At 70.8% G+C, this 25,195-nt stretch carries 22 protein-coding genes and 1 pseudogene; 15 read left to right on the plus strand and 8 right to left on the minus strand.

Translation table 11 applies throughout. The features are described from left to right. Positions 1-95, plus strand: a pseudogene (locus ABD256_RS37055) (MarR family transcriptional regulator); the annotation flags it as partial. A gap of 57 nt (positions 96-152) precedes the next feature. On the opposite strand, the gene ABD256_RS37060 reads toward ABD256_RS37055, so the two are convergent. Beyond that, positions 153-842: a GntR family transcriptional regulator gene (locus tag ABD256_RS37060; RefSeq protein WP_344429791.1), complete on the minus strand. Its 690-nt coding sequence runs from the start codon at positions 840-842 to the stop codon at positions 153-155. A 101-nt stretch (positions 843-943) separates the two neighbouring features. Between ABD256_RS37060 and ABD256_RS37065 the strand changes: the two genes are divergently transcribed. The 7 genes from ABD256_RS37065 to ABD256_RS37095 all read left to right on the plus strand — a co-directional run bounded on the left by ABD256_RS37065 (position 944) and on the right by ABD256_RS37095 (position 7,040). Then, on the plus strand, positions 944-2,380 hold the full coding sequence (locus tag ABD256_RS37065) for an amidohydrolase family protein (protein ID WP_344429793.1): 1,437 nt from the start codon (positions 944-946) through the stop codon (positions 2,378-2,380). 29 nt (positions 2,381-2,409) lie between these two features. Then, positions 2,410-3,264 (plus strand): fumarylacetoacetate hydrolase family protein, encoded by an 855-nt coding sequence (locus tag ABD256_RS37070; RefSeq protein WP_344429796.1) that lies wholly within the window; start codon positions 2,410-2,412, stop codon positions 3,262-3,264. Position 3,265: 1 nt separating this feature from the next. Next, positions 3,266-4,186, plus strand: a complete 921-nt coding sequence (locus ABD256_RS37075) for a VOC family protein (protein ID WP_344429798.1) — start codon at positions 3,266-3,268, stop codon at positions 4,184-4,186. Positions 4,187-4,263: 77 nt separating this feature from the next. Continuing rightward, on the plus strand, positions 4,264-4,779 hold the full coding sequence (locus ABD256_RS37080; protein ID WP_344429800.1) for an SRPBCC family protein: 516 nt from the start codon (positions 4,264-4,266) through the stop codon (positions 4,777-4,779). Between the two features lie 147 nt (positions 4,780-4,926). Continuing rightward, on the plus strand, positions 4,927-5,337 hold the full coding sequence (locus tag ABD256_RS37085) for a carboxymuconolactone decarboxylase family protein (protein ID WP_344429802.1): 411 nt from the start codon (positions 4,927-4,929) through the stop codon (positions 5,335-5,337). Between the two features lie 32 nt (positions 5,338-5,369). Beyond that, a complete protein-coding gene (locus ABD256_RS37090) occupies positions 5,370-6,272 on the plus strand; it encodes an NAD(P)-dependent oxidoreductase (protein WP_344429804.1) in 903 nt (300 codons plus the stop codon). Positions 6,273-6,350: 78 nt separating this feature from the next. Beyond that, positions 6,351-7,040, plus strand: a complete 690-nt coding sequence (locus ABD256_RS37095) for a GntR family transcriptional regulator (protein ID WP_344429806.1) — start codon at positions 6,351-6,353, stop codon at positions 7,038-7,040. Between the two features lie 43 nt (positions 7,041-7,083). On the opposite strand, the gene ABD256_RS37100 is transcribed toward ABD256_RS37095, so the two are convergent. The 3 genes from ABD256_RS37100 to ABD256_RS37110 form a co-directional block, all read right to left on the minus strand. Further along, positions 7,084-7,875, minus strand: a complete 792-nt coding sequence (locus tag ABD256_RS37100; protein WP_344429808.1) for an alpha/beta fold hydrolase — start codon at positions 7,873-7,875, stop codon at positions 7,084-7,086. A 33-nt stretch (positions 7,876-7,908) separates the two neighbouring features. Next, entirely contained in the window at positions 7,909-8,997 is a 1,089-nt protein-coding gene (locus tag ABD256_RS37105; RefSeq protein ID WP_344429810.1) for an NADH:flavin oxidoreductase/NADH oxidase, read from the minus strand. A 492-nt stretch (positions 8,998-9,489) separates the two neighbouring features. Then, complete coding sequence (locus ABD256_RS37110; protein WP_344429812.1) at positions 9,490-10,284, minus strand: IclR family transcriptional regulator; 795 nt, start codon at positions 10,282-10,284, stop codon at positions 9,490-9,492. A gap of 384 nt (positions 10,285-10,668) precedes the next feature. On the opposite strand from ABD256_RS37110, the gene ABD256_RS37115 reads away from it, so the two are divergent. Together ABD256_RS37115 and ABD256_RS37120 are read left to right on the plus strand one after the other, a co-directional pair. Continuing rightward, complete coding sequence (locus ABD256_RS37115) at positions 10,669-11,562, plus strand: polysaccharide deacetylase family protein (RefSeq protein ID WP_344429814.1); 894 nt, start codon at positions 10,669-10,671, stop codon at positions 11,560-11,562. Next, positions 11,559-12,719 (plus strand): M20 family metallopeptidase, encoded by a 1,161-nt coding sequence (locus ABD256_RS37120; RefSeq protein WP_344429816.1) that lies wholly within the window; start codon positions 11,559-11,561, stop codon positions 12,717-12,719. The genes ABD256_RS37115 and ABD256_RS37120 overlap by 4 nt, the downstream gene beginning before the upstream one ends. A 15-nt stretch (positions 12,720-12,734) precedes the next feature. Here ABD256_RS37120 and ABD256_RS37125 read toward each other — a convergent pair whose 3' ends face one another. Further along, positions 12,735-15,977: an AfsR/SARP family transcriptional regulator gene (locus ABD256_RS37125; protein WP_344429818.1), complete on the minus strand. Its 3,243-nt coding sequence runs from the start codon at positions 15,975-15,977 to the stop codon at positions 12,735-12,737. Between the two features lie 134 nt (positions 15,978-16,111). Here ABD256_RS37125 and ABD256_RS37130 point away from each other — a divergent pair, with 134 nt between their 5' ends. Next, on the plus strand, positions 16,112-17,302 hold the full coding sequence (locus tag ABD256_RS37130; protein WP_344429820.1) for an SGNH/GDSL hydrolase family protein: 1,191 nt from the start codon (positions 16,112-16,114) through the stop codon (positions 17,300-17,302). Between the two features lie 35 nt (positions 17,303-17,337). Here the strand turns inward: ABD256_RS37130 and ABD256_RS37135 are convergent, their stop codons facing one another. Next, entirely contained in the window at positions 17,338-17,688 is a 351-nt protein-coding gene (locus tag ABD256_RS37135) for a winged helix-turn-helix transcriptional regulator (RefSeq protein WP_344429822.1), read from the minus strand. A gap of 87 nt (positions 17,689-17,775) precedes the next feature. On the opposite strand from ABD256_RS37135, the gene ABD256_RS37140 reads away from it, so the two are divergent. Continuing rightward, entirely contained in the window at positions 17,776-18,600 is an 825-nt protein-coding gene (locus ABD256_RS37140) for a polysaccharide deacetylase family protein (RefSeq protein ID WP_344429824.1), read from the plus strand. After that, entirely contained in the window at positions 18,597-19,565 is a 969-nt protein-coding gene (locus ABD256_RS37145) for an NmrA family NAD(P)-binding protein (RefSeq protein WP_344429826.1), read from the plus strand. The genes ABD256_RS37140 and ABD256_RS37145 overlap by 4 nt, the downstream gene beginning before the upstream one ends. Before the next feature lie 159 nt (positions 19,566-19,724). Here ABD256_RS37145 and ABD256_RS37150 read toward each other — a convergent pair whose 3' ends face one another. Beyond that, on the minus strand, positions 19,725-20,621 hold the full coding sequence (locus ABD256_RS37150; protein ID WP_344429828.1) for an aminoglycoside phosphotransferase family protein: 897 nt from the start codon (positions 20,619-20,621) through the stop codon (positions 19,725-19,727). 78 nt (positions 20,622-20,699) lie between these two features. Beyond that, positions 20,700-21,482 carry a response regulator transcription factor gene (locus ABD256_RS37155; protein ID WP_344429830.1) on the minus strand — a complete coding sequence of 261 codons (783 nt, stop codon included), beginning with the start codon at positions 21,480-21,482 and terminating at the stop codon, positions 20,700-20,702. Between the two features lie 279 nt (positions 21,483-21,761). Between ABD256_RS37155 and ABD256_RS37160 the strand changes: the two genes are divergently transcribed. Continuing rightward, a complete protein-coding gene (locus ABD256_RS37160) occupies positions 21,762-22,469 on the plus strand; it encodes an aspartate/glutamate racemase family protein (RefSeq protein ID WP_344429832.1) in 708 nt (235 codons plus the stop codon). Between the two features lie 441 nt (positions 22,470-22,910). Continuing rightward, positions 22,911-25,163: an ATP-binding protein gene (locus tag ABD256_RS37165; RefSeq protein WP_344429834.1), complete on the plus strand. Its 2,253-nt coding sequence runs from the start codon at positions 22,911-22,913 to the stop codon at positions 25,161-25,163. Positions 25,164-25,195: the final 32 nt, after the last annotated feature.

The raw sequence follows: 25,195 nt of genomic DNA on the forward strand, positions 1-25,195 counted from the left end.
ACGAATTCCGCACCGCACTCATCGCGGCCGGGTTCCCCTACCAGCGCTACCTCGAAGACACCCTCCGGCTGGCCGAACTCCTCGAACCCGGCTGAGCACAGTTCTCCGCGCTCCCTCTCGCGGTGCGACCGGTTCCACCGCGAGAGGCCCACTCACCCGGCTTGGTCCGGCTGTTCGGGCGCGCAACTGATCAGCAGCCGGGCGGTGTGCGCGATGTGGTCGCGCAGCAACTCCTGCGCGTGGACGGCGTCGCGCGCGAGAACGGCGTCGAGCAGGGCTCGATGCTCGGCGGCGACGTCACGGCCGGGTTCGTTGCCGATCGATACCGACCACTGCCGGTACAGTTCGGCCTCCTGCCGCAACGACCGCGCCGCGTCGAGCAGCCGCTGGTTGCCGCACCCGGCCAGCAGCGCGTGGTGGAAGGCCGCGTGCGCCTGCGACCACTCGTCGGCCAAGTGGTCCGGATCCGCCGGGTCGCGGTACGGCGTGCGTTCCAGAAGGTGGTGCGCGGCAACGGCATCGGCCTCCCAGCGCGTGTCGCCCTCCCGCACCGACAGCCCCAGCACCAGGGATTCGATCTCCACCCGCGCCTGCGTCAGCTCGGCCAGGTCCCGCTGGGACAGCGGCCGGACCAGGTAGCCCAGTCGCGGCCTGGCCACCACCAGCCCTTCGGCGACCAGTCGCGTCAGCGCCTCGCGGGTAGCGCCGACGCTCACTTTGTAGCGGTCGGCCAGGTCAGGGAACTTGAGCCGCCCACCCGGCGACAGCCGACCGGCGAGTATGTCGGCCCGTAACGCCTGGTGGATGCCGTCGGTGCGGGTCGCCCCGCCGCTCTTGGTCATGCCACCCATCCTAGCACTTTACGAATCTTCCTTGAACTTTCGAAAGTTTGGGGCTAGTTTCGAATTTATCCGCAGAACCTGCCCCGCACGAGGAGCCATCGATGCCCGCGAACGACCTTCGACGCCCGACCGTTTTCCGCGCCGGGACGGTCCTCACCATGGATTCGGGCCGCACCGTGCTCGAAGGCCACGACGTGCTCGTGGTCGACGGCCGGATCGCCGCGATCGGTGTCGATCTCGTCGTTCCTGACGGCACCGACGAGATCGACGCCCGCGGCGGCGTCGTCATGCCCGGGATGGTGGACACCCACCGGCACATGTGGCAGACCACGACCCGCGGCTACGGCGCCGACTGGACGCTCACGCAGTACTTCGTGTGGTTCTACCTCAACTGGGGCAAGAAGTTCCGGCCGCAGGACATCCACGCCGGGAACCTCCTCGGCGCGCTGGAGGCGATCGACGCCGGGGTCACCACCTGCGTGGACTGGTCGCACGGCCTGCAGACGATCGACCACGCCGACGCCGCGGTCGACGCGCTCGCCTCGGTGCCGGGGAAGTTCGTGCTGGCCTACGGCAACATCCAGGACGCGCCCGCGAACTGGACCGGCACACCCGAGTTCCGCAAGTTCTTCGCCCGCCGGTCCGGCGATCTCGACGGCTTCCAGATCGCGTTCGACGTCACCGGCGATCCTGCCTTCCCCGAGCGGCCCGCGTTCGAAGTCGCCCGTGAACTCGACCTGGCGGTGACCACGCACGCCGGGGTCTGGGGCGCGACCGGCGACGACGCCGTGCGCCTGATCCACGAGCACGGTTACGGCGAAGCCAGGACGGTGTACGTACACGCCTCGACGCTTTCGGCGGATTCCTACGCCCGGATCGCGGCGACCGGCGGATCGGTGTCGGTGTCCACCGAAAGCGAGCAGAGTGCCGGGCAGGGCTATCCCGCGATGGCCGCCCTGCAAGCGCACGGCATCCCGATCTCGCTGTCGCTGGACAGCTGCGTGCTCTGCAGCGGCGACCTGTTCTCCGCCATGCGCACGACGCTCGGTGCCGCCCGCGCCTACGAGCACCAAGAGGCACACGCGCGCGGGGAAACCGTCACCCACGCCTCCCTGCACGCCGACCAGGTCGTCGAATGGGCCACGCGAGGTGGCGCGCGAGCGCTCGGGCGGGACAGTGAGATCGGTAGCGTGGAGGTCGGCAAGAAGGCGGATCTCGTGCTCGTCCGCAACGACGACTCGCCGGCGATGATGCCGGTGCTGAACCCGCACGGACACGTCGTCCTGCACGCTCAGCGCGCCGACGTCGACACGGTCCTCGTCGACGGCCGGATCGTGAAGCGGGGAGGCCACCTCGTCGGCGTCGACCTGGCCGGTGCGCGTCGCGCGGTCGAGGCGACGGTCGACCACCTGCGGGCCGAGCTCGGCGAGCAGGCCTGGCGCGAGGGCATGAACCCGGACATCCCCGAAACCAAGATCCTCGACAACCCCTACACCTACACCTACACCGACTACCGGTCAGCGGCCACGCACGGCTGACCCGGCCGGATCCAGGAAAGGCGAAACTGATGAAACTGGCCAATGTGGACGGTCGCGCGGTACTGCTGACCGCCGACGACAAGGGAATCGACGTCGAGACGGCATCCGGCGGCAAGTTCGGCCCCGGCCTCGCGTCGGTCTACGAGAACTGGGACGGGTTCCGGGCTTGGGCGGCACAATCGCCTGCCGGACCCGATACCGCCTTCACCCGCGCACAGCTGGGTCCGCCCTCGCCGAGCCCGCGGCAGATCGTCGCGATCGGCTTGAACTACGACACCCACGCCTTCGAGTCCGGCTTCGCCGCACCGGACGGACTCCCCCCGACGTTCACCAAGTTCGTTTCCGCGCTGGCCGGTCCCGATGTGGAAGTCGCGCTGCCCGCCGACGGTGACGTGGACTGGGAGGTGGAACTCGTCGCGGTCATCGGCCGGACCGTCACCCGCGTCACGGAATCCGAAGCCTGGGACCACGTCGCCGGGGTGACGATCGGACAGGACCTCTCCGAGCGCATCTCGCAGCTGGCCGGCCCCGCCCCGCAGTTCAGCCTGGGAAAGTCGTTCCCGAACTTCGCGCCGACCGGACCGTGGCTGGTCACGCCGGACGACCTGGCGGATCGGGACGACCTGGCACTCGGCTGCGCGGTCGACGGCGAGACCATGCAGGACGGCCGCACCCGCGAGCTGATCTTCCCGGTCGCCAGGCTGGTTTCCGAGCTGTCGCGGACGATCACCTTGTACCCCGGCGACCTCATCTTCACCGGTACCCCGGCGGGTGTGGGCTTGGGCCGCACGCCGAAACGATTCCTGCAGGCCGGTGAACGGCTCGTCAGCTGGATCGAAGGCATCGGCGAAATGCGCCAGTCCTTCGTCTTGGAGGAGGACTGACATGGGAATGCACCGCCTCACCCGAGTCACCATGGGTGTCCCGAACGTCGCGGAAACCATCGCCTACTACGCCGATTTCGGGCTCACCCACCGCAGGAGCGGGGTCTTCACCACGCTCGAAGGCGGGGAACAGCTTCAAGTCCGGCACGCCCCGTACCGCCAGCTACTCGAACTCGGGGTGGGCGTCGACGACGCCGACGACATCGCGCGGACGGCGGCGCGGCTGGACCGCCTCGGCGTGGCAGGCGGCACGGACGGCACCGCGGTCACCGCGATCGAGCCGGTTTCCGGTTTCACCGTCCGCGTCGAGATTTCGCCGAGGATCGCGCAACAGCCGGTGCCGGCCACTCCGTACAACGGACCCGGCCGCATCGAGCGGTACGGCCGCGCGCCCGGCGTGCTGCGCGAATACCCGATCCAGCCCAAGAAGCTCGGCCACTGCGTGGTGGGCACCACCGATCTCGAAGCCACCATGCGGTTCTTCACCGACGGGCTCGGTTTCAAGGTCAGCGACTACATCGGGGACAAGGGCGCCTTCATGCGCTGCTCGGCCGATCACCACAACGTGCTGGCGCTCGCGGCACCGGTGAACTTCCTGCACCACACCTCCTGGCAGGTCGACGACATCGACGACGTCGGGCGCGGTGCGGCGGCGATGCTGGCGGGCCATCCCGACCGGCACGTCTGGGGCCTCGGCAGGCACCACGCGGGATCCAACTTCTTCTGGTACCTCAAGGATCCGGCGGGGAACTTCAGCGAGTACTACGCCGACATGGACTGCATCCCCGAGGACGAGATCTGGACCCCGGAGGTCTTCGAGGGCGTACAGGGCCTGTTCAGCTGGGGTCCGCCACCGCCACCGTCCTTCCTGGAACCGGACGACCTCGCCGCGCTGATGACCGGACAGCACCACGTCGGATAGCGGCAGATAAACGCTTTCGCCACGGCAGAAGAAAACGGCGAGATCAGCAGGTCTCGCGGCACATCGAAAGGAAAATCATGTCAGTCGACCTGTACGCCCCCCAGATCCCGGACAACCTGAACATCCGGTTCGTCGAAAACCGCATCGTCATCAACCGCCCGGCACAGGAGGTGTACGACTGGGTCACCACCTGGGCGAACCTGCCGAAATGGCTGCCGATGGCCTCGGACACCGAAGTGCGGCGCGGCAAGGAAGGCGTCCCCGCCGAACTCGGCGACGTACTGCTCGAAAACATCGTCCCGGAACTGAACGAGAAGCCGAAGCTCTACACCGTGGTGGCGCGGGTCCCCGGCAAGCTGTGGACGGTGGTCGGCAGGGACGTGCTCGACGACGGCACCCCGGCACCGGCGATGCACGCGATCGCCACCTTCACCACCTTCGACCTCGGTGACGGGACGACCCTGTTCTGCCGCCTGTTCGAGCGCCTGATCCCGGCCACCGAGCCGCCCGGACCGCACCCGGTCGAAGACCCGGCCCGCATCCAGCCCGGCCTCGAACTGATCAAGGCGCACGTAGAGGGCGAGGCGAGCTGACTCCTCGCATGCCCCGAAGGTGACCATCAGGCGGTTACGCCCCCCGAAAGTCACCTTCGGGGCATACCCGACCACCCGCCGACCCTGAAGGTCACAGCAACCGTATTACGGTATTATGGTAACTGCAGCCGACAACCGGAGGGCCGGATGACCACCACCGCCGAACAGGATCCCCAGGGCTACATCGACGACATGGCACGCGAACGCGGCTACGTCCTCGACTACCACAAGGTGCTGGCCAAGCAGGACTTCGACGTGCTACGGGCCGCCAACGGTCTCGTCGGCGCCGCTTACCTCGACCAGCGGACGCTGGACCGCGGGACGAAGGAGCTGATCTTCATCGTCAGCCTCACCGTGCTGCGCGCCGCGAAGGGGCACATCCAGAGCCACATCAAGGTGGCCCTCGACCTCGGAGTCACCCCGCGGGAGATCTTGGAGGCGATCGAGATCTCGTTGCCGGAGGCCGGAATCGTGGCCTTCCAGACCGGTTTCGAGGCCTGGCGCGAGATCGTCGGCGCGGAGGGTCTCGAACCGACCGTCGCCGCCTTCCAGGGCTGACTCGCCGTCCGTGCACGAAAGGGAAAGCGACCATGGCGGACGCCGTCACCTTCATCGGACTCGGCACGATGGGGCAGCCCATGGTCCGCAATCTCGCGCGATCCGTGCCGGTCGCGGCGTACGACGCGGACCGTGCCGCGATCGACGCGGCCACCCGGAACGAGGGGGTGGCGGCGCTGTCGAACCTCCTCGACGAGGCCGACGCCGACGTCGTGATCCTCATGCTGCCCAACAGCACGGTCGTCGAGCGGGTGCTCGGCGATCCCAGCGCCGCGGGGAGCTTCGCGAATCGTCTGCGGCCGGGCGCGCTGGTCGTCGACATGGGATCGTCGGCGCCCCGCGCGACCCGGGAACTGGCCGCGCGGCTCCGGGAGCGCGACGTGGCGATCGTGGACGCGCCGGTTTCCGGCGGTCCGCGCAAGGCCGCGACGGCCGAGCTGACGATCATGGCGGGCGGCTCGTTCGAAGACTACGAGCGGGCCCTGCCACTGCTGCGCGCGATGGGCACCTCGGTGACGCACGTCGGTGACGCCGGTTCCGCGCACGCGTTGAAGGCGCTCAACAACCTGCTCTCGGCCATCGGCCTGGTCGGGGCGCTCGAAGTGCTCACCACGGGCACCAAGTTCGGCCTTGACCCGAGGATCATGCTCGAGGTCATCAACGCCTCCACCGGCCGCAACCAGTCGACCGAGGTCAAGATCGGGCCGGAGGTGCTGGACGGGCGGTACGGGGTCGGGTTCTCGCTTCCGTTGACCGTCAAGGACATCACCACCGCGCTGGACCTCTCGACGTCACTCGGGCTGGCGCCCGAGGTGGCGCAGGCGTGCGTCCGGTTCTGCCAAGCCGCGCTCGCCGGTCTGGGCGAGGAGAACCCGGACCAGTCGGAGATCGCCCGGTACCTGGCGAAGGTGACCGGTGTCGACCTGACCCGCTGACCCGTGCCGCCGTCGCGTCCACCGGGTCCCGCGTACTACGGTGATACCGTCATGGACCGGTGACGAGGAGGCGGCCACGTGGCAGGACAACGAGTGCGGCGGGTCGCCGCGCCGCTGCGGACCCAGGTTCTCGAAGCGCTGCGGCAGGATGTCCTCGCCGCGGAGTTCGAGCCGGGTGAGCGGCTGGTCGAGGCGCGGCTGTGCGCGCGGTACGAGGTTTCCCGCACGGTCGTCCGCGAAGTCCTGCGGCAGCTGGAGTCCGAGGGACTGGTGACCACGGTGCCCAACCGCGGCCCGGTCGTCACCGAGCTGACCGCTGCCGACGCCGAAGCTCTGTTCGAGGTGCGTGGCGCGCTCGAAGGTCTGGCCGGTGCCCTGTTCGCCGAGCGGGCCACCGCCGAGCAGCGCGAGCGAATGGGCAAGGTGATCCGGCGGTACGCCCGCACCCACCGCAAGGCCGAGCTGGCCGAGCGGCTGGCGATGAAGGACGAGTTCTACGACATCCTGATCGCCGGGGCGGCGAACCCGGTCATCGATTCCACGCTGCGCGGCATCCACGCCCGCGTGCAGATGTTGCGCGGGTTGTCCCTGCGGGCGCGGGGGCGCGGGCCGGAAACCGTCCGGGAGCTGACCGCCATCCACGAGGCCGCGGCGGTCACGGCTGACGCCGCCGCCGCTCGTGCGGCGTGCGAGGAGCACGTCCGCAACGCCGCGGCCACCGCGTTGCGCGAACTCGCCGCACAGCACCCCGGACCGCACGTCGGCTGAGAGCCGTGCCCCCGCCGCCGGGGGCAGCGGGGGCACGACCGTCCTATTCGGACATCACTGCGGCCAGCAGTCCGGCCGTCGCCTCGGGGGATTCGGCGGGGAAGTGGTGGCTGCCGAGGTCGACCAGCTCGATCCGCATGCGGTCGCCGTAGCGGTCGATGGCTTCCTGCGTGATGATCGTGCGCACCGCGAACAGCACGTGCGGCTGCGCGACCTCCCGCAGCGCGGCGTCCATGTCCCAGCGCAGCATGCCTTCCAGGGAGCGCAGTCCCGCGGGCTGGCGTACCGCGCCCATCCTCTTGGTGTAGGCGTCCACCAGTGCCGGGTCGGTGCCGGGGGGTGACCCCGCCTCGACCATGCCCCGCATCGCCCCGGCGAAGTCCTCGCGGAACGGCAGCAGCACCGCTTCGGCCTGGGCCTCGTCCTGCGCGGGGAACAGCGACAGGTAGTGCACGGCCTCGAGCGTGACCACGCGGGTGACCGTGTCCGGCAGCTGCCGGGCGGTTTCTATCGCGACCGCCCCGCCCAGCGAGTGCCCGGCGACGACACACGAGCCGACGGACTCCGCCGCCAGCACGGCCGCCACGTCGCGGGCGAACTCCTCGATCGTCCAGACCTCCCGGGCGCTGCGGGAGTCCCCGTGCTCGGCGAGGTCGATCGCCAGTACGCGCAGGTGCGGCGGGAGGAAGCCGGTGATCGCGTCGAAGTCGTGGCGGTCGCAGCCCCAGCCGTGGATGAGCGCCAGTACCGGCCCGTCTGCCGGACCGCTGGCGGTGTAGCGGATGGTCGTGTCGTCGGGACGCCGGACCTCGCGGTCTTCGGTGCTGGCTCGCATAGCGATTTCCTTTCAGGTGGGGAAATCCGGCGCTCAGAGCGCGCGGTGGTACCGGACGGGCCAGGCTTCCTTGTCAGCGGGACGGTCGCGCAGGGCGAGGTACGGGTCGCGCAGCAGGGGACGGCCCATCAGCACGGCGTCGGCCTCGCCGTCGCCCACGATCCGGCGGGCCGTCGCCAGATCGCTGATCTGCCCGACCGGGGCGACCGCGAGCCCCGACGCCTCCTTGAGCGCGGTCGCGAACCCGACGTTCACCCCGTCCCGCACCGGCGGGCGGGCCTCGGCGTCGCGCACCAGTACGCCGGAGCTGACGTCGAGGAGGTCGATGCCCGCGGCAGCCAGTTCCTTGCCGAACTCCGCGGCGTCCTCGATGGTGATGCCGCCCCCGATCCAGTCAGTGGCGGTGACGCGGACGAAAACGGGCTTGTCCGCCGGAAGGGCTTCCCTGACCGCGCGCGCCACGCGCAGCGGGAGGCGCATCCGGTTCTGCGGGGTCCCGCCGTACTCATCGGTCCGGTGGTTGGCCAGCGGGGACAGGAACTGGTGCAGGAGGTACCCGTGCGCGGCGTGGATCTCGACGGCCTGGTACCCGGCGAGGTGGGCCATCCTGGTCGCCTGCGCGAAGGCCGCGACGACCTCGTCGAGATCGGCCTCGCTCGCTTCACGGGGCATGGCGAGGTCCCCGAACGGGATGGCCGAGGGCGCGAACAGGTCCCAGCCGCCGTCGGCCGCTCCCACCGGGCCGTTCTGCCCCGCGCCTTCCCATGGCACCTGGTGCGATCCCTTCCGGCCGGCGGCCAGCAGCTGGATCGCGGGCACCGCGCCGTGCCCGGCGATGAACGAGGTGAGGCGGCGATGCGCGAGTGCCTGCTCCTCGGTCCAGATCCCGAGGTCCGCCGAGGTGGTCCGGTGCAGCGGCCCGACCGCGGTGGACTCGACCATGACCAGGCCGACCCCACCGACCGCGCGCGGGCCGTAGTGCGCCAGGTGCCAGTCGGCCGGCATTCCGTCGGGTCCCGCGGCGTACTGGGCCATCGGGGACATCCACACCCGGTTGGGCACCGTGATCCCCCGCAGCCGCAACGGGTTCATCTCCTGGCCGGGCAATTCCGTGCTGGGCACAGCTGAACTCACTTCCTCACGAGTTTCCGACGACCACAATACTGGCTGTTGATAGATGAGAATACCGTATTACGGTAATCCAATCGGCGGGACGAATACCAGCGGTTGAGACGAGAAGCACGAGCCGTACCGGACCGCATTCCCTTTGTCCGTCCGGAGTTGTACCGTCCACTCCGGACACATCGCACCTCAGGGAGAACCGTGGCAGCCGAAGAACAGAGCGTCGCGGTCGGCGGCCCGGCCCGTGACGTGCCCCCGGTCAGGATGACCGGCGAGCAGCGAAAGGCGATCCTCGCCGGGCCGCCCGGCAACGCGATCGAGTACCTGGACTGGGGAATCTACGCGTCCCTGTCCCGGTCTTCGCGGATCAGTTCCTTCCCCGTGGCGATTCCACCGCCGCGTTCCTGTCCGCACCGGCGATCTTCGCGGTGGGCTCCTTCGTCCGCCCGAACTGTTCCCCACCAGGGTGCGCACGACCGGGACCGGTCCGCCCTAGTCGGCCGCGAGCAGGCGGCTGATCTCGGCTGCCGCGTCCACCACCAGCGGCGCGAAGGTCTTCTCCTTGGCGCGGCTGTACCGCATCTCCGGGACGGCGAGCGTGACCGCCGCGATCGGGCGCCCGGCGGGATTCGTGATGGCCGCGCCGATCGACGCCACCTGCGGGCGGTACCACGAGGAGGAGCCGTTGAGCGCGTATCCGCGCTTCACCGTCCGGGCGATCTCCCGCCGAAGCTCCGCGACGTCCGGCACGGGGGCGTCGGCGAACTCCGTGAGCTCGTTCCGCAGCAGTTCTTCGACTTCGGCGTCTTCGAGCAACGCCATGATCGCCGTGCCCCCCGAACTCGCGCGCAGGGGCACCCGGGTGCCGACCTCGAGGAAGACACGGACGACCTGGTCGGAGTCTTCCCTGGCGAGGACGACGAGACACTCGCCGTCGCGCTCGCCGAGCATGATCGTCTCGCCCGTCTCCCCCGCGAGGCGCTGGACGACCGGCTCCGCCACTTCCCGGAGGTCCCGCTCCCCCGTACCGCGCAGGCCGAGGGCCAGTACCTTCCTCGTCACACCCCACCGCGCGCGCTCGGCGTCCACGACCTTGAGCCAGCCTGCCTGCTGGAGCGTCACCAGGCACCGCTGCACGGTGCCCTTCGGAATCTCCGTCGCCCTGGCCAGCGCCGAGACGCCGATCGGTTGCCGCACGGCGACTTCTTCGAACACCCGCAAGGTGTTCAGGACGCTGTTCATCGACCGGACACTGCCGGCCGGCTTGTCCGCTGCTTCCGCGTGCATGAACCCACCGTATCACTAGATGATCCAGCGTTTCTCATTGCAACACAACTCTTCCTGGACTAGGCTACGATACATCGTTTCGCGATACGAAACGGAGTGCCCATGGATCTTGTTGTGACAGGGGACGTCGTCGCCGCGGGATGGCCTCGGCGACCGGACTTCGCGCGTGCCGGGCCGGGAGATCCGGCATTCGGCTTGCTCCGGGGCGGCGACCTGGCGATCGGCAACCTCGAGGTTCCCCTTACCGAATCCGGCGTGCGCGCCGAAAACCGGTCACGATGCGCGCTCGATCCTCGCCCGGTTCTCCGCGATGTCACGGGAACTTGATCCGTCCATTGTGGTCGACGACGACGGGCGCGTACGGCGAACAACGAAGGAGGAAGCATGAGTGAACCGTGGCAGTGGGACGAACAGACCTGGCGCGGGCACGTCGAACGCGTGCGCGCGGGGCGTCCGTTGCGGCCGGAGTCCTGGCCTGGTGGCGCCAAGGTGGCGGTGACGTTGTCGTTCGACTCCGACCACGAGACGATCCCGCTACGCGACGCCGAGGTGCTGCCAGGCAAGCTTTCGCAGGGCGAGTACGGCGCGCGGGTCGGCGTACCCCGGATCCTGAAGCTGCTCGACCGGTTCGAGGCGCCGTCGACGTTCTTCATGCCCGCCGTGTCCGCGCTCCTGCACGACGGCGAGGCGAAGTCCTATGTGGACGCCGGGCACGAGATCGCGCTGCACGGCTGGATCCACGAACGCAACACCCAGGTGCCGCCCGAGGCCGAACGCGACCTCGCCTTCCGGGCCGCGGACACGTTGGAACGCCTCACCGGCACGCGGCCGGTCGGCATCCGCACCCCGTCGTGGGACTTCTCCGAGCACTCGCTGCGGATCATCCGCGAGCTGGGCCTGACCTACGACTCGTCGCTGATGGCCGATGACGACTGCTACGAGATCGTCGCCGACGGCGAGCCCACCGGCATCGTCGAGCTGCCGGTGGAATGGATCCGCGACGACATGCCGTACTTCATGATGGAACGGTTCGGGGCGCAGCGCCCGTACACCCCGCCACGCGGAGTGCTGTCGATCTGGCGCGACGAGTTCGACCTCGCCCGCGCCGAGGGCGGCATCTTCCAGCTCACCCTGCACCCGCACGTCATCGGGCACCGCTCGCGCATCACGATCCTCACCGAGCTCCTCGAACACATCGCCTCGCACGAGGACGTCTGGTTCGCCACGCACGCCCAGATCGCCGACCACGTATCCCTCGGAAAAGACCTCGCACGATGACCGGCGCCGAGGAGCGCATCGAGCGCGCGTTCGAGCAGAACCTGGCCTCGGTGCTGGAGCTTTCGCACCGGATCAACGCCAACCCCGAACTGGCCTTCGAGGAACACGAGACCTCGGCCGCGCTGATCGAAATGCTGGAAGCCGGGCAGTTCACCGTGGAGAAAGGGGTGGCGGGCCTGCCGACGGCGTTCGTCGCCTCGGCCGGGTCCAGTGACTTCGCGTTCGGTCTGTGCGCGGAAATGGACGCGCTTCCCGGCATCGGGCACGGCTGCGGTCACAACGCCATCGCCGCCGCCGCGGTCGGCGCCGCACTGGCATTGGCCCCCTACGCCGGCGAACTCGGCCTGACGGTGCGCGTCTTCGGCACCCCCGCCGAGGAAAACGGGACCGGCAAGGAGATCATGGTCAACCGCGGTGTCTTCGACGACACCCACGCGGCCATGATGGTGCACCCGGCGCTCAAGGACGTCGTCGTCCCGCACCTGCGCGCTTCGCGGTCATGGCAGGTGGCCTACACCGGAGTCGGCGGGCACGCCTCGCGTCCGTGGAGCGCGTTGAACGCCGGGGACGCGACGGTCCTCGCCCAGACCGCGATCGGCCTGCTGCGCCAGCAACTGCGCGACGGCATCCGGGTGCACCACGTCGTCAAGGAAGCCGGGACCGCCGTCAACGTCATCCCCGACCACGCGGTCGTCGACTGCATGATCCGCGCGGACACCATCGACGAGGTCGACGAAGTGTGGGAACGGGTGCGGCGCTGCTTCGACGCGGGAGCGGTGGCCACCGGCACCAGCGCCGAGTACACCGCGCTGCCCTCCATCTACCGCGAATTCCGGCACGACCCCGATCTCACCCCGCTGTTCGAAAAGCACGCGAAAGCCGCGGGCCGGACCTTCCCCGACTACCCGGACAAGATGTTCGGCTCGACCGACATGGGCAACGTCTCGCTGCGCATCCCCGCGATCCACCCGATGCTGTCCTTCGACCTCCCAGCCGAAAACGGCAACCACACCGCCGCCTTCGCCGTCGCGGCAGGTGGCCCCGACGGAGACCGGTTCGTCCACGACGCAGGCCTGGCGATGGCCCGCACCGTCGCCGAGGTCGCGCGGTCCGAGCACCTCCGGGCACGGCTGATCACCAGGGCAGGCGGACGCTGACCGATCAGGGCGGGGCTATCCCGGTTCCCGGCACCGGCGCGCCGGGTCGGCCGTGGTCACGGCGGCGCTCGCGTCCAGTTCCCAGCCGGTCGCGTACGCCGCGGCGAATTCGTCCTGGCCGAGGGCGGCTTGCCCACGGCGGGTGAGCTCGCGGACGTGCGGATCGGTGTGGTCGTGGGTGCCCCGCAGCCGGGCGGCGGCCCCGAGCAGCGTGGCCGACTCGCGGTGCTGTCCGCGCGTTTCGGTGTAGGCCGCGGTGTGCACCGCTACCAGTGCCAGGACCGGCAGCTCCCCGGTGGCGAGCGCCGCCGCGTATGCCTCGCGCAAGGCCTCGCCCGCACCTGGCAGGTCGCCTCGTGCCAGGCAGAGCGAGGCGCGCGCGTTACCGGCCAGTGTCCGGGCGTGGTCGGTGGAGAACGCGGTGTCGCCGAGCAGTCCCCGGTCGACGACGTCGAGCAGGGCGCCTGCCCGGTCCAGATCGCCGAGCCGCACTCGGAGATCGGCCTCCCGCGTGTCGACCAGGACGAGCAGCTCCGTCGAGGAGGCGTGCAGCGCGCGTTCCCTGGCGGAGCCGATCATCGCCGCCGCCTGGTCGGTGTCGCCGCGCCGGAGGTACAGGTCGATCCAGCGCAGGTCGTCGTAGAGCTGGTCGCCGAGGCTGAGCGAGCCGAACTCGCCCGCCAACGCGCGGGCCTCGCGCAGATCGTCCAGCGCGTCGTCGAGGCTGTCGTATCGCCGCAGCTTGGCGCGCATCGGGAGCGTGGCGGCCTGGCCCCATCGGTCGCCTGCCTGCCGGAAGCGATCCAGGGCCGCCTGCACGTGAACACGCGCCTCCTCGACCGCGCCCGTGTTCTCAGCGATCTCACCCTGGAACATGTGGGCCAGCCCGGACAGCCACACGTCGTCGCCGTCGGCGAGGCGCTGGAAGATCGCGAGCGCGGCCTGCTGCTCCGCCAGCAGGAAGAGCAGGACCGGACCGAACACGCGGTAGTGGTTGGGCAGCTCCGGATGCGCGAGCAGCCGGTCGGCCAGCCCGCGCATCTCCGCCCGGTCCTCCGCGGCCTCGCCCGCGGTGATCCCGGACAGGATGTCCGCGCGGGTGAGCAGGTAGGCGGCTCGGGCGCAGTCACGCTCCGGCGTCGGCGCGTCGCCGGGCACGGCCATGGCCTCGTTCAGCCAGTAGGCGGCGTCGTGGTGGCGGCCGAACATCTGCCAGTACCAGATCAGGCACCGGGCGAGGGCGATCGCGCCCGCGGAGTCGTGGGTGGCGCAGAGGTGGCGCAGGGCGGCGAGCGCGTTGTCGTACTCGGCGCTGATGGCCATCATGGCGCTGCGCTGGCCGGGGCCGCGCAGCGCGGCGTCGTGGCTGGCCATCAGCTCGGTGAAGTGGGCGGCGGCCAGGTCGCGGGCCACGCCTTCCCCGCCGGTGCCGGTCAAGCGGTCGATGCCGTACTCGCGGATCGTTTCGAGCATGCGGTAGCGGCCGGTGGCGGGCACGAGGTGCAGCAGTGACCGGTCGACGAGGATGGCGAGCAGTTCGGGGATGTCGCCGGTGGGCACGGTGGTGCCGTCGCAGACGGCAGTGGCCGAGGCGGCTGTGACGCCGCCTGGCAGGACGGAGATCCGTTCCGCGACGGTGCGTTCGTGCTCGCCGAGCAGCTCCCAGCTCCAGGCGATGACCGCGCGCAGGGTGCGGTGCCGGGGTGGTGCCGTGCGGCTGCCGGTGGTGAGCAGCCGGAACCGGTCGGCGAGCCCGTCCGCGAGGTCGGGTAGTGACAGCGTCCGCAAGCGGGCGGCGGCCAGTTCCAGTGCCAGCGGCATGCCGTCGAGGCCGTGCACCACGCGCACGATGTCAGGCAGCGTGGTCGCGTCGACGTCGAAACCGGGTCGCACGGCGGCGGCCCGCTCGGTGAACAGGCGCACCGAGGCCGCGCTTCGGGCCTGTTCGACGCCATCGTCCGTGCCGGGCAGCGCGAGCGGGGCCAGCGGCACGAGCGCCTCGCCGTCGACCGCGAGGGGTTCGCGGCTGGTGGCGAGCACGCGCAGCTCGGAGCAGCGGGACAGCAACGCCGCGACCAGGTGCGCCACGGCGTCGATCAGGTGCTCGCAGTTGTCCACCAGCAGCAGGCTTTCCCGGCCGCCGAGTTCGCCGATGAGGACGTCCAGTTCGTCGTCTTCGCCTTGCCTGCGGGCATCGAGCATCGCAGCGCCCCGCAGCCCGATCCCGGCGAGCACGGCCGTGGCGATCTTCGACGGCTCGGTGACGGACGCGAGGTCGATGAGCCAGGCGCCGTCGCGGTATTCGTGGCGCTGGCGGCGGGCGGCCTCCAGCGCGAGCCGGGTCTTCCCGGCGCCTCCGGGGCCGAGGACGGTCACCAGGCGTCCGGTGGTGAGCAGGGTGGCGATGCGGGCGAGTTCGCCGTCGCGGCCGACGATGCCGGTCAGCGGCGCGGGCAGGTTGCCCGGCGGGGTCCGGACGGCGGCGGGAGTGGGCGGGTCGGGGCGCAGCAGCCGAAGATGGCGTTCTCGCAGGGCGGTGCCCGGGTCGGTGCCGAGGACGTCGGCCAGGGTCTGGCGGACCCGCTCGTAGACGGCCAGCGCCTCGGCTTGACGCCCCGCGGCGGCGAGCGCGTCCATCAGCAGCGCGGCCGTCCGCTCGTGGGCCGGGTGCCCGGCCAGCAACCCGGTCAACCGGGTAGCGGCCAGCTCGGGCCGTCCCAGTGACAACTCGGCGTCCGCGAGGTCGGCGACCGCTTCGACCGACACCTGTGCCAGCCGGGTCGCGACCGTGGGCGCGACCGCGGCGATGACCGCGGGTTCGGCGCCGGGATCCGCGCCCCACAGCGCCACGGCCTCGGTGAGCGCGGCGCTCGCGGCCTGCGGGTCACCTGCCCGTAACCGCTCCCGGCCGGCGGCGGCGAGCTGCTCGAAGCGCAGCGCGTCCACGTCGGCCGCGTCCACCGCCAGCCGGTAGCCGCCCGTGGCTTGCACCACCACGTCGCGGGCCGTGTCGGCCGGGCTGAGGGCGCGGCGCAGCCGGGTGACGAGGGTCTGCAGGGCGGGGCCGGGACCGGACGGCGGCTCCTCGGCCCAGATCGCGTCGACCAGCACGCCCGGCTCGACCGCGTGGCCCCCGGCGAGCGCCAGCCGGACGAGCAGGCCCCGCAATCGCACGCCCGGCACGGGAAGGACCGCGTCACCACGAGAAACCTGAAACGCGCCGAGCAGCGTGACGCGAAGCCGTGCACCCCCGTTCATTCCCCGATCCTTGCGCGCTCCCCCGCGGGACCCCGAACCGGGGCCACCCCGTGTCAGCACCGTGTTGGTCCGGTGTGAGCGACCCGCCGCAGTCTTCGTGTGCCCGACCGCCATCACGAACCACGGAGACCAGGATGACCACTGCGAACAACGCCACTCATTGGGTCCGGACCTGGGGAGCCTCGCCACAGGCCGCCCACGACGGACTCGGCTCGCTCGACGACCACCCCCCGCTGGCCGAGGTGACCCTGCGCCAGGTGGTGCGCATCAGCGGCGGCGGGCGGCGGGTGCGCGTCCGCTTCACCAACGAGTTCGGGACCGCGCCCGTCACCGTCGGCGCGGCGCGGGTGGGCCTCGCGGCACTGGAGAAGGGTGCGGTGCGACCGGGTACCGAACGCGTGCTGACCTTCTCCGGCGCGTCGGCCGTCACCATTCCGGCGGGCGCGCCGATCCTCAGCGATCCGGTCGACCTCCCCCTGCCCGCCCTCGCCAAGCTGTCCATCAGTCTCTACCTGCCGGAGCTGGTGGAGACCTGCACTTGTCACGACCCCGCGCCGGAGACCGGCTGGACGATCCAGGGCAACGCCGTCGACGCCCGCGCCCTGCCGGAAAACGCCGAGACACTGCCGGTGTGGGCCCTGATCTCCGCCGTCGAGGTACTCCCGGACGCCCCGGCCAAGACCATCGTCGCGGTGGGCGACTCCCGCACCGACGGTGCCGGCTCGACCCCGGAGACCAACCAAAGCTGGCCGGACCTGCTGGCCGAGCGCCTCGTGGCCACCGGCTACGTGTCCAACCAGGGCATCAGCGGCAACCGGATGCTCAACGACGGCATCGGTGCCGCCGCGCTGGCCCGCTTCGACCGCGACGTGCTGGCCACACCCGGCCTCGGCTACGTGGTGCTTTCCATTGGTGCCAACGACATCGGCATCGGTTTCGCCCCGAGCGCCGACGACGGGCCCTTGGCCGAATTCCTGAAGATGTTCCCCGGCGCGCCGGTGACGACCGACGACGTCATCGCGGGCCACCGGCAGCTGGCCGCCCGTGCGCGCGAACGCGGCGTGAAGGTGTACGCCACCACGATCGCACCGTACGAGGGCTCGGAGATCTACGCGCCGGAAGGCGAGATCGCGCGCCAGGTGGTCAACGAATGGATCCGCACCAGCGGTGTTTTCGACGCGGTACTGGACTTCGACGCCGTTTGGCGCGACCCGGACCATCCCAGCCGGATCAAGGACGACTTCCACGCAGGCGATTACCTGCACGGCAACGACAAGGGCTACCGGGCGCTGGCCGACTCGATAGACCTGTCGCTGTTCGGCTGAGCCGACCGGCGAACCGAAACCGCGCCCGGTGAAGCTCAGTCCGTTTCGGACTCCCGGAATCCCACCACGGCCGCGCCGTGCTCGTGCGCCCACTCGGTCAGCACGGCGATCGGCTTCACCAGCGTCCGGCCCAGCTCCGTCAACACGTACTCGACCTTCCCAGCCTCGGCGTGGCGGTCGACCAGGCCGTACCCCTGCAACCGCCGCAGCGTCTGGGTCAGCACCTTCCGCGAGATTCCGCCGATCAGGCCGACCAGTTCGCCGTGCCTGCACGGTGCCCGGCTCAGCGCGAACAGCACGACCACCGCCCACTTGTCGGCGATGATCTCGATCGCCAGCCGAGCCGGGCAATCGGCGAGGAACACGCTGCCGGAGTACTCACGCATGTCCCCACGGTAGCCATCGCCAGGAACCTCGAGGTACCTACCGCCGCACTAGCGTCCACGGCGCAAGCTACCGAACAGGGGAACCGGATGAAGGCAGAGCTGAACTGGCCGGGCGGGCGGAAAGTGGCCGCGCTGGTCACGGTCGCGCTGGAGCTGTGGTCACCGGGGCACTGGCCCGCCTACGCGCCGATGGCCGCGGCGTGGCCGCTGCCCGGCGTCGACGACACGCACAGCACCTCCTGGGCGGACTACGGCGTCACCACCGGCATCTGGCGGCTGCTCGACGTCCTCGGTGACCTGCCGGCCACCGTCGGCGTGAACGGGATGGTGGCCGAGCGGCACCCCGAGACCGTCCGGGCCGTGCACGAGGCGGGGCATGAGATCGCCGCGCACTCCTGGGCACAGGACGTGGTGCCCGCGCTGCTCGACGTCGATGCCGAGCGAGCCAACATCCGTCGCTGCACCGACATCCTTCGCGAAGTCACCGGCGTTCGCCCGGCGGGGTGGATGAGCCCGCGCGCCACCGGTTCGAGGCACACCGGCGACCTGCTCGCCGAGGCGGGCTACCGCTGGACCGGCGATCACAGCGACCACGACCTCCCACAGGTCCTGCCGACCGTGCACGGCCCTCTGGTTTCCCTCATGCACAGCGACTACTCCGACGTCCGCGACGCGGCGGCCGGTCCGCACGCCTACCGCGACCTGCACCGCGAACTGCTGAACCAGCTCCTCGCCGCCCCCGGCCCCGGCGTCTTCCACCTGACCGTCCACGCCCACGTCGGAGGCCGGCCGCTCCTCGCGGGCATGGCCGGTCAGATCCTCGACCACCTCCGTGCCTCCGGCGACGTCTGGGTCGCCACCCACACCCAGGTGGCCGACCACGTCCTGGCACACCAGAAAGGAATGCGATGACCCACGTCCTCGTCGTCGGCGGCACCGGAGCCATGGGCAGGCGGGTGGTCCGGCACCTGCTGGCCACCACCGACGCCACCATCACCGTCCCCAGCCGCCACCCGGAGTCCGCCCACGCCAGCGAACTCGCCGCCACCGCGCCCGGCCGCGTGCGGCTGGTCCGCTCCGGCTCGGCCGCCCTCGAAGTCCTGATCGGACAGGCCGACCGGGTGTTCGCCAACACCGACTTCTTCGCGACGGGCAGCGCCGTGGGTGAGTACCGGCAAGGGCTCGACCTGCTGGCCGCCGCGGAACGGGCGGGCGTGGACCGGTTCATCTGGTCCTCTTTGGACAGCGCGGTGTCCCTCACCGGCCACCCCGTCCCGCACTTCGACAGCAAAGCCGCCGTCGCCGCCCACATCGACCTGATGCGGTCGGAGGAGATGCTCCGCGAGGAGACCGACGGCTGGTACACCGACCACGTCTCGGTCCTGACCACGGCGCCGTACTTCGAGAACCTGCGGGACCGGCTCACCCCTCGGCCGGACGGCCGGGGCGGCCTGACCTTCCGGCTCCCCCTCGGCGCCGCCCGCTACCCGCTCGTCGCCCTCGACGACATCGCGTGGTTCGCCTGCCACATGTTCGAAAACTGGCAGTCCTGGGGCAGCCGCGACCTCGCGGTGATCGGCGACAGCCTGACCGGCGACAAGATCGCCGCCACCTTCGCCAGGGTCACGGGCACTCCCAGCACCTATCGCCCGATGCCGCACGACGAGCTGCGCGCCGCCGTCCCCGACTTCGCCCACGACTATGCGGCGATGTTCCGGTTCTTCGCCGACCGGGATCTCTACGCCCGTGACCGGGACAGCGCACTCCTGCGCCGCCTGCACCCCGGCTTGATGACCTTCGAGGACTGGCTGCACCGCACCGCGTGGGCGGGATGGCCCGTCGCCACGCCACCGCAAGAAAACCAACGCTCAGCGTGAAAATGTCCGACGCGCATCGCTCCGCTGAGCGAAGCGGCAAGCCGGTCCACAATGGACACAACTCAGAAGCAGGGTACGAACTGCCGCACGCGGTGGCCAAACCGGCGGAACGGCCACTCCTCGGGCTTTACCGCGGGCGAAGGTTCGAAGAAGCGCGGATCAAACGCCCGTCAGGACGCGATCGAGTGCCGCCCGGCCCACCGGTCCCCAGTTCGGTTTGCCGCCGGGAAGGCCCCGATCCCCGTTCTGCCCCATGAGCATCAGGAAGAGGCACTTCACCGCGGCCAGCCCGCGGGCGCGCCGGATCGCCGCCTCGTCCGCGTGCGCGTACCGGTCGAAGAACCGCGAGGCGGTGCCCGCGGGGAGCAGCACCCACGCGGCGGCGAGGTCCCACGCCGGGTCGCCGGCGAACAGGTCGCCGAAGTCGACGATGCCCGAGAGCGTTCCGCCCGAGACGACGACGTTCGCGGGATGGAGGTCGCCGTGCACCCACACCGGCGGGCCCTCCCACGCGGGGGCCGCGACGGCGTCGTCCCAGACGGCCCGGACCTCGGCCGCGATGTCGTCGAGGGCGACGGCACGGAAGAAGTCCTCGAAACCGTCCGCGCAGTTCCGGGGATGGGCACCGCGATCCGTGGCGATCGGCGCATCGGCGGGCGCCTCCACGTGGAGCGCCCGGAGGAAAACCGCCAGCGTGTCGGCCGCGTGGGCGCCGCGGCTGATCGAGCCGTGGTCCAGCGGCACGCCGGGAACCCATGTCAGCACGGTCCAGTGCTTGGGGAAGCGCTCGGACGGTTCGCCGAACCGCACCGGCGTCGGCACCGGGAGCGGCAGGCGCGGGGCCAGTACGGGCAGCCACCGCCGCTCCTTGAGCTGCGGCTCCGGCGTGGGGTCCATGCGCTGCATGCGCACGACCAACTCGTCCCCGAGGCGCCACATCTGGTTGCCCCAGCCGCCCGCCACCTCGCGGATGGCCAGCCCCGCCAGGTCTGGATGTTGCTCCCGCAACAGCTCGCGAACCAGGTCTGCGGTGATCTCGAAGCCGGTGCTGGTCATGCCGAACCACAGTACCGAAACGGCAGGCGGAGCGGGCAGGGCGAGCCCGGGAGGCCCGGGAGGCCCGGGAGGCATTGCCTATCTTGTGGCCGCGGAGGGGATTGGGGTGGGCTGTCGTGCGGCGGCGGGGCGTACGGCGCCGAGCCGGTAGCCCACGCCGTGCACCGTGAGCACGACCGTCCTGCCGAGCTTGCGCCGCAGATGGTAGACGTAAGTGTCCACAATGGACTTGGACTGCGTTCCAGGGAAAACCAGCTCGTGCAGGCTCGCGCGCGAGAACACGCGCTGCGGCTCCCGGCACAGCGCCGCCAGCAGCGCGCACTCCTGTTTCGTGAGCGGCACCTGTCCCCCGTCCGGCAGGGCGACCGCGCGGCGGCGGAGGTCGACCCTCGCCGTGTCCAGCCGCAGCGTCTCCGGAACTGCCCCGTTCCGCCGCCGCAGCGCGCGGACCCTGGCCAGCAGTTCGGCGACGTCGAACGGGGCGCCGAGGCAGTCGTCCGCCCCCGCGTGCAGGCCCTCGACGCGGTCGCGGACGGTCGCGCACGAGGTCAGCATGATCGACGGCGACGGCGTACCGGCCGACCGGAGCCTCCCGACGAGTTCGAGCCCGGTGAACACCGGGAGCCCGCGGTCGATGACCGCGACGTCGAACCGCCGCGACAGCGCCAGTTCCAGCCCCCGGTAGCCGTCGTGCGCCTGCGCTACCTCGTACCCGTTGCGGAAGAACAGGTTCGCCAGCACGCCCGCGGTGCGGCGGTCACCGTTGACCACCAGCACCCCGGCCGGGGCGCCGCGTCCGCCGGCCGTCGCCACGTCCGCACCCCCGAGCACGCCCACCTTCACGACCGCGACCGTCTCCATCGGTTCCCATCTCCCACCTCAGCGCGACCGGAGGCGCCTCGACGGGACCGCGTGACACCGGCCCGTCGGCACCTGCTGGCACTTTTGGTATCAGCGCAGTCACGCTATCGATGCAGTTGATTGTTCAACCAGCGTTGGAACCTGTCGATTTCCTATCGGGGTTCGTTGCCTCCGCACCGGGGGCCGCCACCGCCGGGAGCTGACCGCCAGTCGGCGGATCCTCCCCCGGCGGATGGCGGTGTGCGACGGCCTCACGCCGGGAGCGGGCAAGATGGCGCCATGGTTGCGAACCGGCCGAGGGTAATCGGCCTGCTGGGCGGGATAAGCTGGGAGAGCAGCGCGGTGTACTACCGGCTGCTCAACGAACTGGTGCGCGACCGGCTCGGCGGGCCGCACTCCGCGCGGTGCGTCCTCGCCTCGCTCGACTTCGCCGAGGTGGAACAGCTACAGGCCGCCGGGCGCTGGGACGAGGCGGGCCTGCTCCTCGCCGAGGCGGCACAGGGACTGGAAAAGGCGGGCGCGGAGCTGCTGCTGATCTGCACCAACACGATGCACAAGGTCGCCGGCACCGTGCAGGCGAGCGTCGGGATCCCGCTGCTGCACCTCGCCGACGCCACGGCCGACGCGGTGACCGGGCGCGGGCTGGCCACGGTCGGGCTGCTCGGCACGGCGTTCACCATGGAGCAGGACTTCTACCGCGACCGCCTCGCCGGGCACGGGCTGCGCGTGCTCGTCCCGTCCGCCGAGGACCGGCTGACCGTGCACCGGATCATCTACGACGAGCTGTGCGTCGGCGCGGTGCGGGAGGAGTCGCGCCTGCGCTACCGGGAGGTGATCGGCCGTCTCGTCGCGGCGGGCGCGGAAGGGGTGATCCTCGGCTGCACCGAGATCGAACTGCTGATCGCCGCCGAACACAGCCCCGTGCCGGTCTTCCCCACCACCCGGTTGCACGCCGAAGCGGCCGTCACCCGCTCGCTCGCCCACTGACCGCCCCACGTTCGTCCTTTGTGGACAAATCAAGCCGCGAGAGCACTGGAGGCGGCGTTCGATCCAGGAGACCGGATTACGACGGGACGTCCTGATTGCGGCCGGGCCGCCGCGGCGGCCCGAATCACGCCGGGGCCACCGGCGTGACCGAACCGCCCGCGGGGTGAACTATTGGCCCGGTTCCGCGCGCGCGGGCACCTGTTAGCCTTTCCTGGTGCGCGTGGCCGAGCCGATTCACCCTCGGCTCACGGTCCGCTTTCGCCGGTCGCGGGTGCTCACCCGGACGGCAGAAAACACCACCCGCGCGCCGAGCACAACTACATGCCGTGACCTGTGCCGAATCCGCCGGTGGAACGGCGGCCGCGGCGCCGGTGTGGACGGGCGATTGGGCCGGTAAGGGGAGACGTGCTGTCAGGAAGCCCGCGAGGTGGCATCACCCGGGTGGCCTTCGGTGAGGCGCTGCGGCAGCGGCGGACCAGCCGCGGCCTCTCACTGACCGAGCTGTCCCGCCTGGCCAACTACAGCAAGGGTTATCTCAGCAAGGTCGAAACGGGTGAGAAGCCGGTGACCTTCGCCATCGCCCAGGCCTGCGACGTGGCGCTCGAAGCCGACGGGAAACTGCTCGACCTGGTCAGGGGAACCATTCGGGAACAGTTTTCCCTCCGCCCGTCGCAATTACCGGCCGAAAGCGCGGGATTCGTGGGCCGCCACGCCGAGAAGGAGCGCCTCGACGAATTCAGGGCGGGCGGCGCAGCGGTGGTCACGATCAGCGGTGCGCCCGGTGTCGGGAAAACGGCACTCGCGGTGCACTGGGCGCACAGCATGCGCGCCCGTTTCCCCGGTGGCACGCTTTTCGCGAACCTGCGCGGCTACGATCCGCAGAACAAACCGGTATCCGCCGAAGACGTGCTCGACTACTTCCTGCGCGCACTCAACATTCCCGCGGAAATAATCCCGAACTCGCTCGAAGGCAGGGCGTCGCTGTTCCGCACCCGCCTCGACCGGCGCGGCGTGCTCGTCGTGCTCGACAACGCCATCTCCGCCGACCAGGTGCGGCCGCTGCTGCCCAGCTCGCCGGACTGCCTCGTGGTGGTCACCTCGCGGGCTTCGCTGTCCGGGCTGGTCGCCAGGGAGGGCGCGCGACGGCTGGTGCTCGACGCGCTGCCGAGGCTGGAGGCGGTCGCGCTGCTGCGGCACGGCATCGGCGACGAGCGGGCGCACGCCGAGGCCACCGCCGTGGACGTGCTCGCGGGTCAGTGCGCCTACCACCCGCTCGCGCTGCGGATCGCCGCGGAGCGCGCGGGCAGCAGGCCGCACCTGCGGTTGTCCGACCTCGTCCGCGATCTCGACGACGAGCGGGGCCGGCTGGACGTCCTGACCGTCACCGACGACGCGAGCACCGCGGTGCGGACGGTGTTCTCGTGGTCCTACCGCGCGCTGCCCGAGGACGCCGCGCGGTTGTTCCGGCTGCTCGGCCTGCACGTGGGCCCCGAGTTCAGCGGCGGCGCCGCGGCCGCGCTGCTCGGGGAGCCACCGAGGGCGGCGGGCAGGCTGCTCACCCAGCTCAGCAGCGTGCACCTGATCGCCGAATGCGGCCAGGACCGGTTCCGCTTCCACGACCTCGTGCGCCTGTACGCGCGTGAGCAGGCGGCCGCACGGGAGACCGCCGAATCGCGGGAGGGCGCGATCCGCCGGGTCGTGACGTGGTACCTCCGCTCGGCGGCCGCGGCGACGGGTTTCCTCGCCCCGCCATGGCATCCGCCGCTGACCGCGGCGCTGCCGGACGAGCTCCACCCGGCGACGTTCACCAGCCACCGCGAGGCGCTGACCTGGTGCGAAACCGAATGCGAGAACGTGGTGGCCGCGACGCGGCAGGCCTACGACCACGGGCTGGACGACCTGGCCTGGAAGCTGCCGATCGTGCTGTGGGACTACTTCCACGTCGGCAAGCGCTGGACGCTGTGGATCGAGTCGCACGAGATCGCCCTCGCCGCGAGCGTGCGCACCGGCGACCGGCGCGCGGAAGCCTGGGCGCGGCTGAACCTCGGGCTCGCCCACACCGATCTGCGGCGGTTCGACGAGTCGTTCGAGTACCTGCGGTCCGCCTTCGCCATCCGCGAGGAACAGGGCGACGAATGGGGCAGGGCGTGGGTCGACTACGCGCTCGGCATCGCCTCGCACGCCGTGGCCCGCCACGACACCGCAGGCGGGCACTACCGCCGCGCACTGTCCTATTTCGACGGTTCGGGCGACCTGCTCGGGCAGGCGCTGTGCCTCGCCGGGCTGGCCGACCTCTCCAGGGAGCGCGGCGCGCTGGCCACCGCGCTGGACCAGTTGAGCCGGTCGGTGACGATGTTCCGCGAACTTCGCGATCGCCATGGCGAGGGCTACGCCGGCACGAAGCTCGCCGCCGTGCTCCGCGAGGCCGGCCAGTCGGAGCGCGCGCTCGAATACGTCCGCGAGTCGGTGACGATCAGCAGGCAGGCAGGCGATCACCAGGGCGAGGCGCTCGCACTCGACAGCCTCGCCGCGGTGCTCGACGATCTGGGTGAGCACACCGAGGCGCTCGACTCCCGCCGCCAGGCGGTCGAAATCCTCGAGGCGCTCGGCGATCCCCGTACCGAGGACGTGCTCGCCAGGTACGCCGCGATGGCGGACCCCGAGCCGGACGAGGACGCGGCACAGCGGCAGTGACCATCCGGGACCACCCGGCACGACCCGACGAA

This window comes from Amycolatopsis minnesotensis (genome assembly GCF_039529815.1).
Lineage (GTDB): Bacteria > Actinomycetota > Actinomycetes > Mycobacteriales > Pseudonocardiaceae > Amycolatopsis > Amycolatopsis minnesotensis.

Bases quoted from the DNA above. Each gene is read 5' to 3' on its own strand.
- ABD256_RS37060 (WP_344429791.1), bottom strand. From the start codon at position 842: ATGACCAAGAGCGGCGGGGCGACCCGCACCGACGGCATCCACCAGGCG.
- ABD256_RS37065 (WP_344429793.1), top strand. From the start codon at position 944: ATGCCCGCGAACGACCTTCGACGCCCGACCGTTTTCCGCGCCGGGACG.
- ABD256_RS37070 (WP_344429796.1), top strand. From the start codon at position 2,410: ATGAAACTGGCCAATGTGGACGGTCGCGCGGTACTGCTGACCGCCGAC.
- ABD256_RS37075 (WP_344429798.1), top strand. From the start codon at position 3,266: ATGGGAATGCACCGCCTCACCCGAGTCACCATGGGTGTCCCGAACGTC.
- ABD256_RS37080 (WP_344429800.1), top strand. From the start codon at position 4,264: ATGTCAGTCGACCTGTACGCCCCCCAGATCCCGGACAACCTGAACATC.
- ABD256_RS37085 (WP_344429802.1), top strand. From the start codon at position 4,927: ATGACCACCACCGCCGAACAGGATCCCCAGGGCTACATCGACGACATG.
- ABD256_RS37090 (WP_344429804.1), top strand. From the start codon at position 5,370: ATGGCGGACGCCGTCACCTTCATCGGACTCGGCACGATGGGGCAGCCC.
- ABD256_RS37100 (WP_344429808.1), bottom strand. From the start codon at position 7,875: ATGCGAGCCAGCACCGAAGACCGCGAGGTCCGGCGTCCCGACGACACG.
- ABD256_RS37110 (WP_344429812.1), bottom strand. From the start codon at position 10,284: ATGCACGCGGAAGCAGCGGACAAGCCGGCCGGCAGTGTCCGGTCGATG.
- ABD256_RS37115 (WP_344429814.1), top strand. From the start codon at position 10,669: ATGAGTGAACCGTGGCAGTGGGACGAACAGACCTGGCGCGGGCACGTC.
- ABD256_RS37120 (WP_344429816.1), top strand. From the start codon at position 11,559: ATGACCGGCGCCGAGGAGCGCATCGAGCGCGCGTTCGAGCAGAACCTG.
- ABD256_RS37125 (WP_344429818.1), bottom strand. From the start codon at position 15,977: ATGAACGGGGGTGCACGGCTTCGCGTCACGCTGCTCGGCGCGTTTCAG.
- ABD256_RS37130 (WP_344429820.1), top strand. From the start codon at position 16,112: ATGACCACTGCGAACAACGCCACTCATTGGGTCCGGACCTGGGGAGCC.
- ABD256_RS37135 (WP_344429822.1), bottom strand. From the start codon at position 17,688: ATGCGTGAGTACTCCGGCAGCGTGTTCCTCGCCGATTGCCCGGCTCGG.
- ABD256_RS37140 (WP_344429824.1), top strand. From the start codon at position 17,776: ATGAAGGCAGAGCTGAACTGGCCGGGCGGGCGGAAAGTGGCCGCGCTG.
- ABD256_RS37145 (WP_344429826.1), top strand. From the start codon at position 18,597: ATGACCCACGTCCTCGTCGTCGGCGGCACCGGAGCCATGGGCAGGCGG.
- ABD256_RS37150 (WP_344429828.1), bottom strand. From the start codon at position 20,621: ATGACCAGCACCGGCTTCGAGATCACCGCAGACCTGGTTCGCGAGCTG.
- ABD256_RS37155 (WP_344429830.1), bottom strand. From the start codon at position 21,482: ATGGAGACGGTCGCGGTCGTGAAGGTGGGCGTGCTCGGGGGTGCGGAC.
- ABD256_RS37160 (WP_344429832.1), top strand. From the start codon at position 21,762: ATGGTTGCGAACCGGCCGAGGGTAATCGGCCTGCTGGGCGGGATAAGC.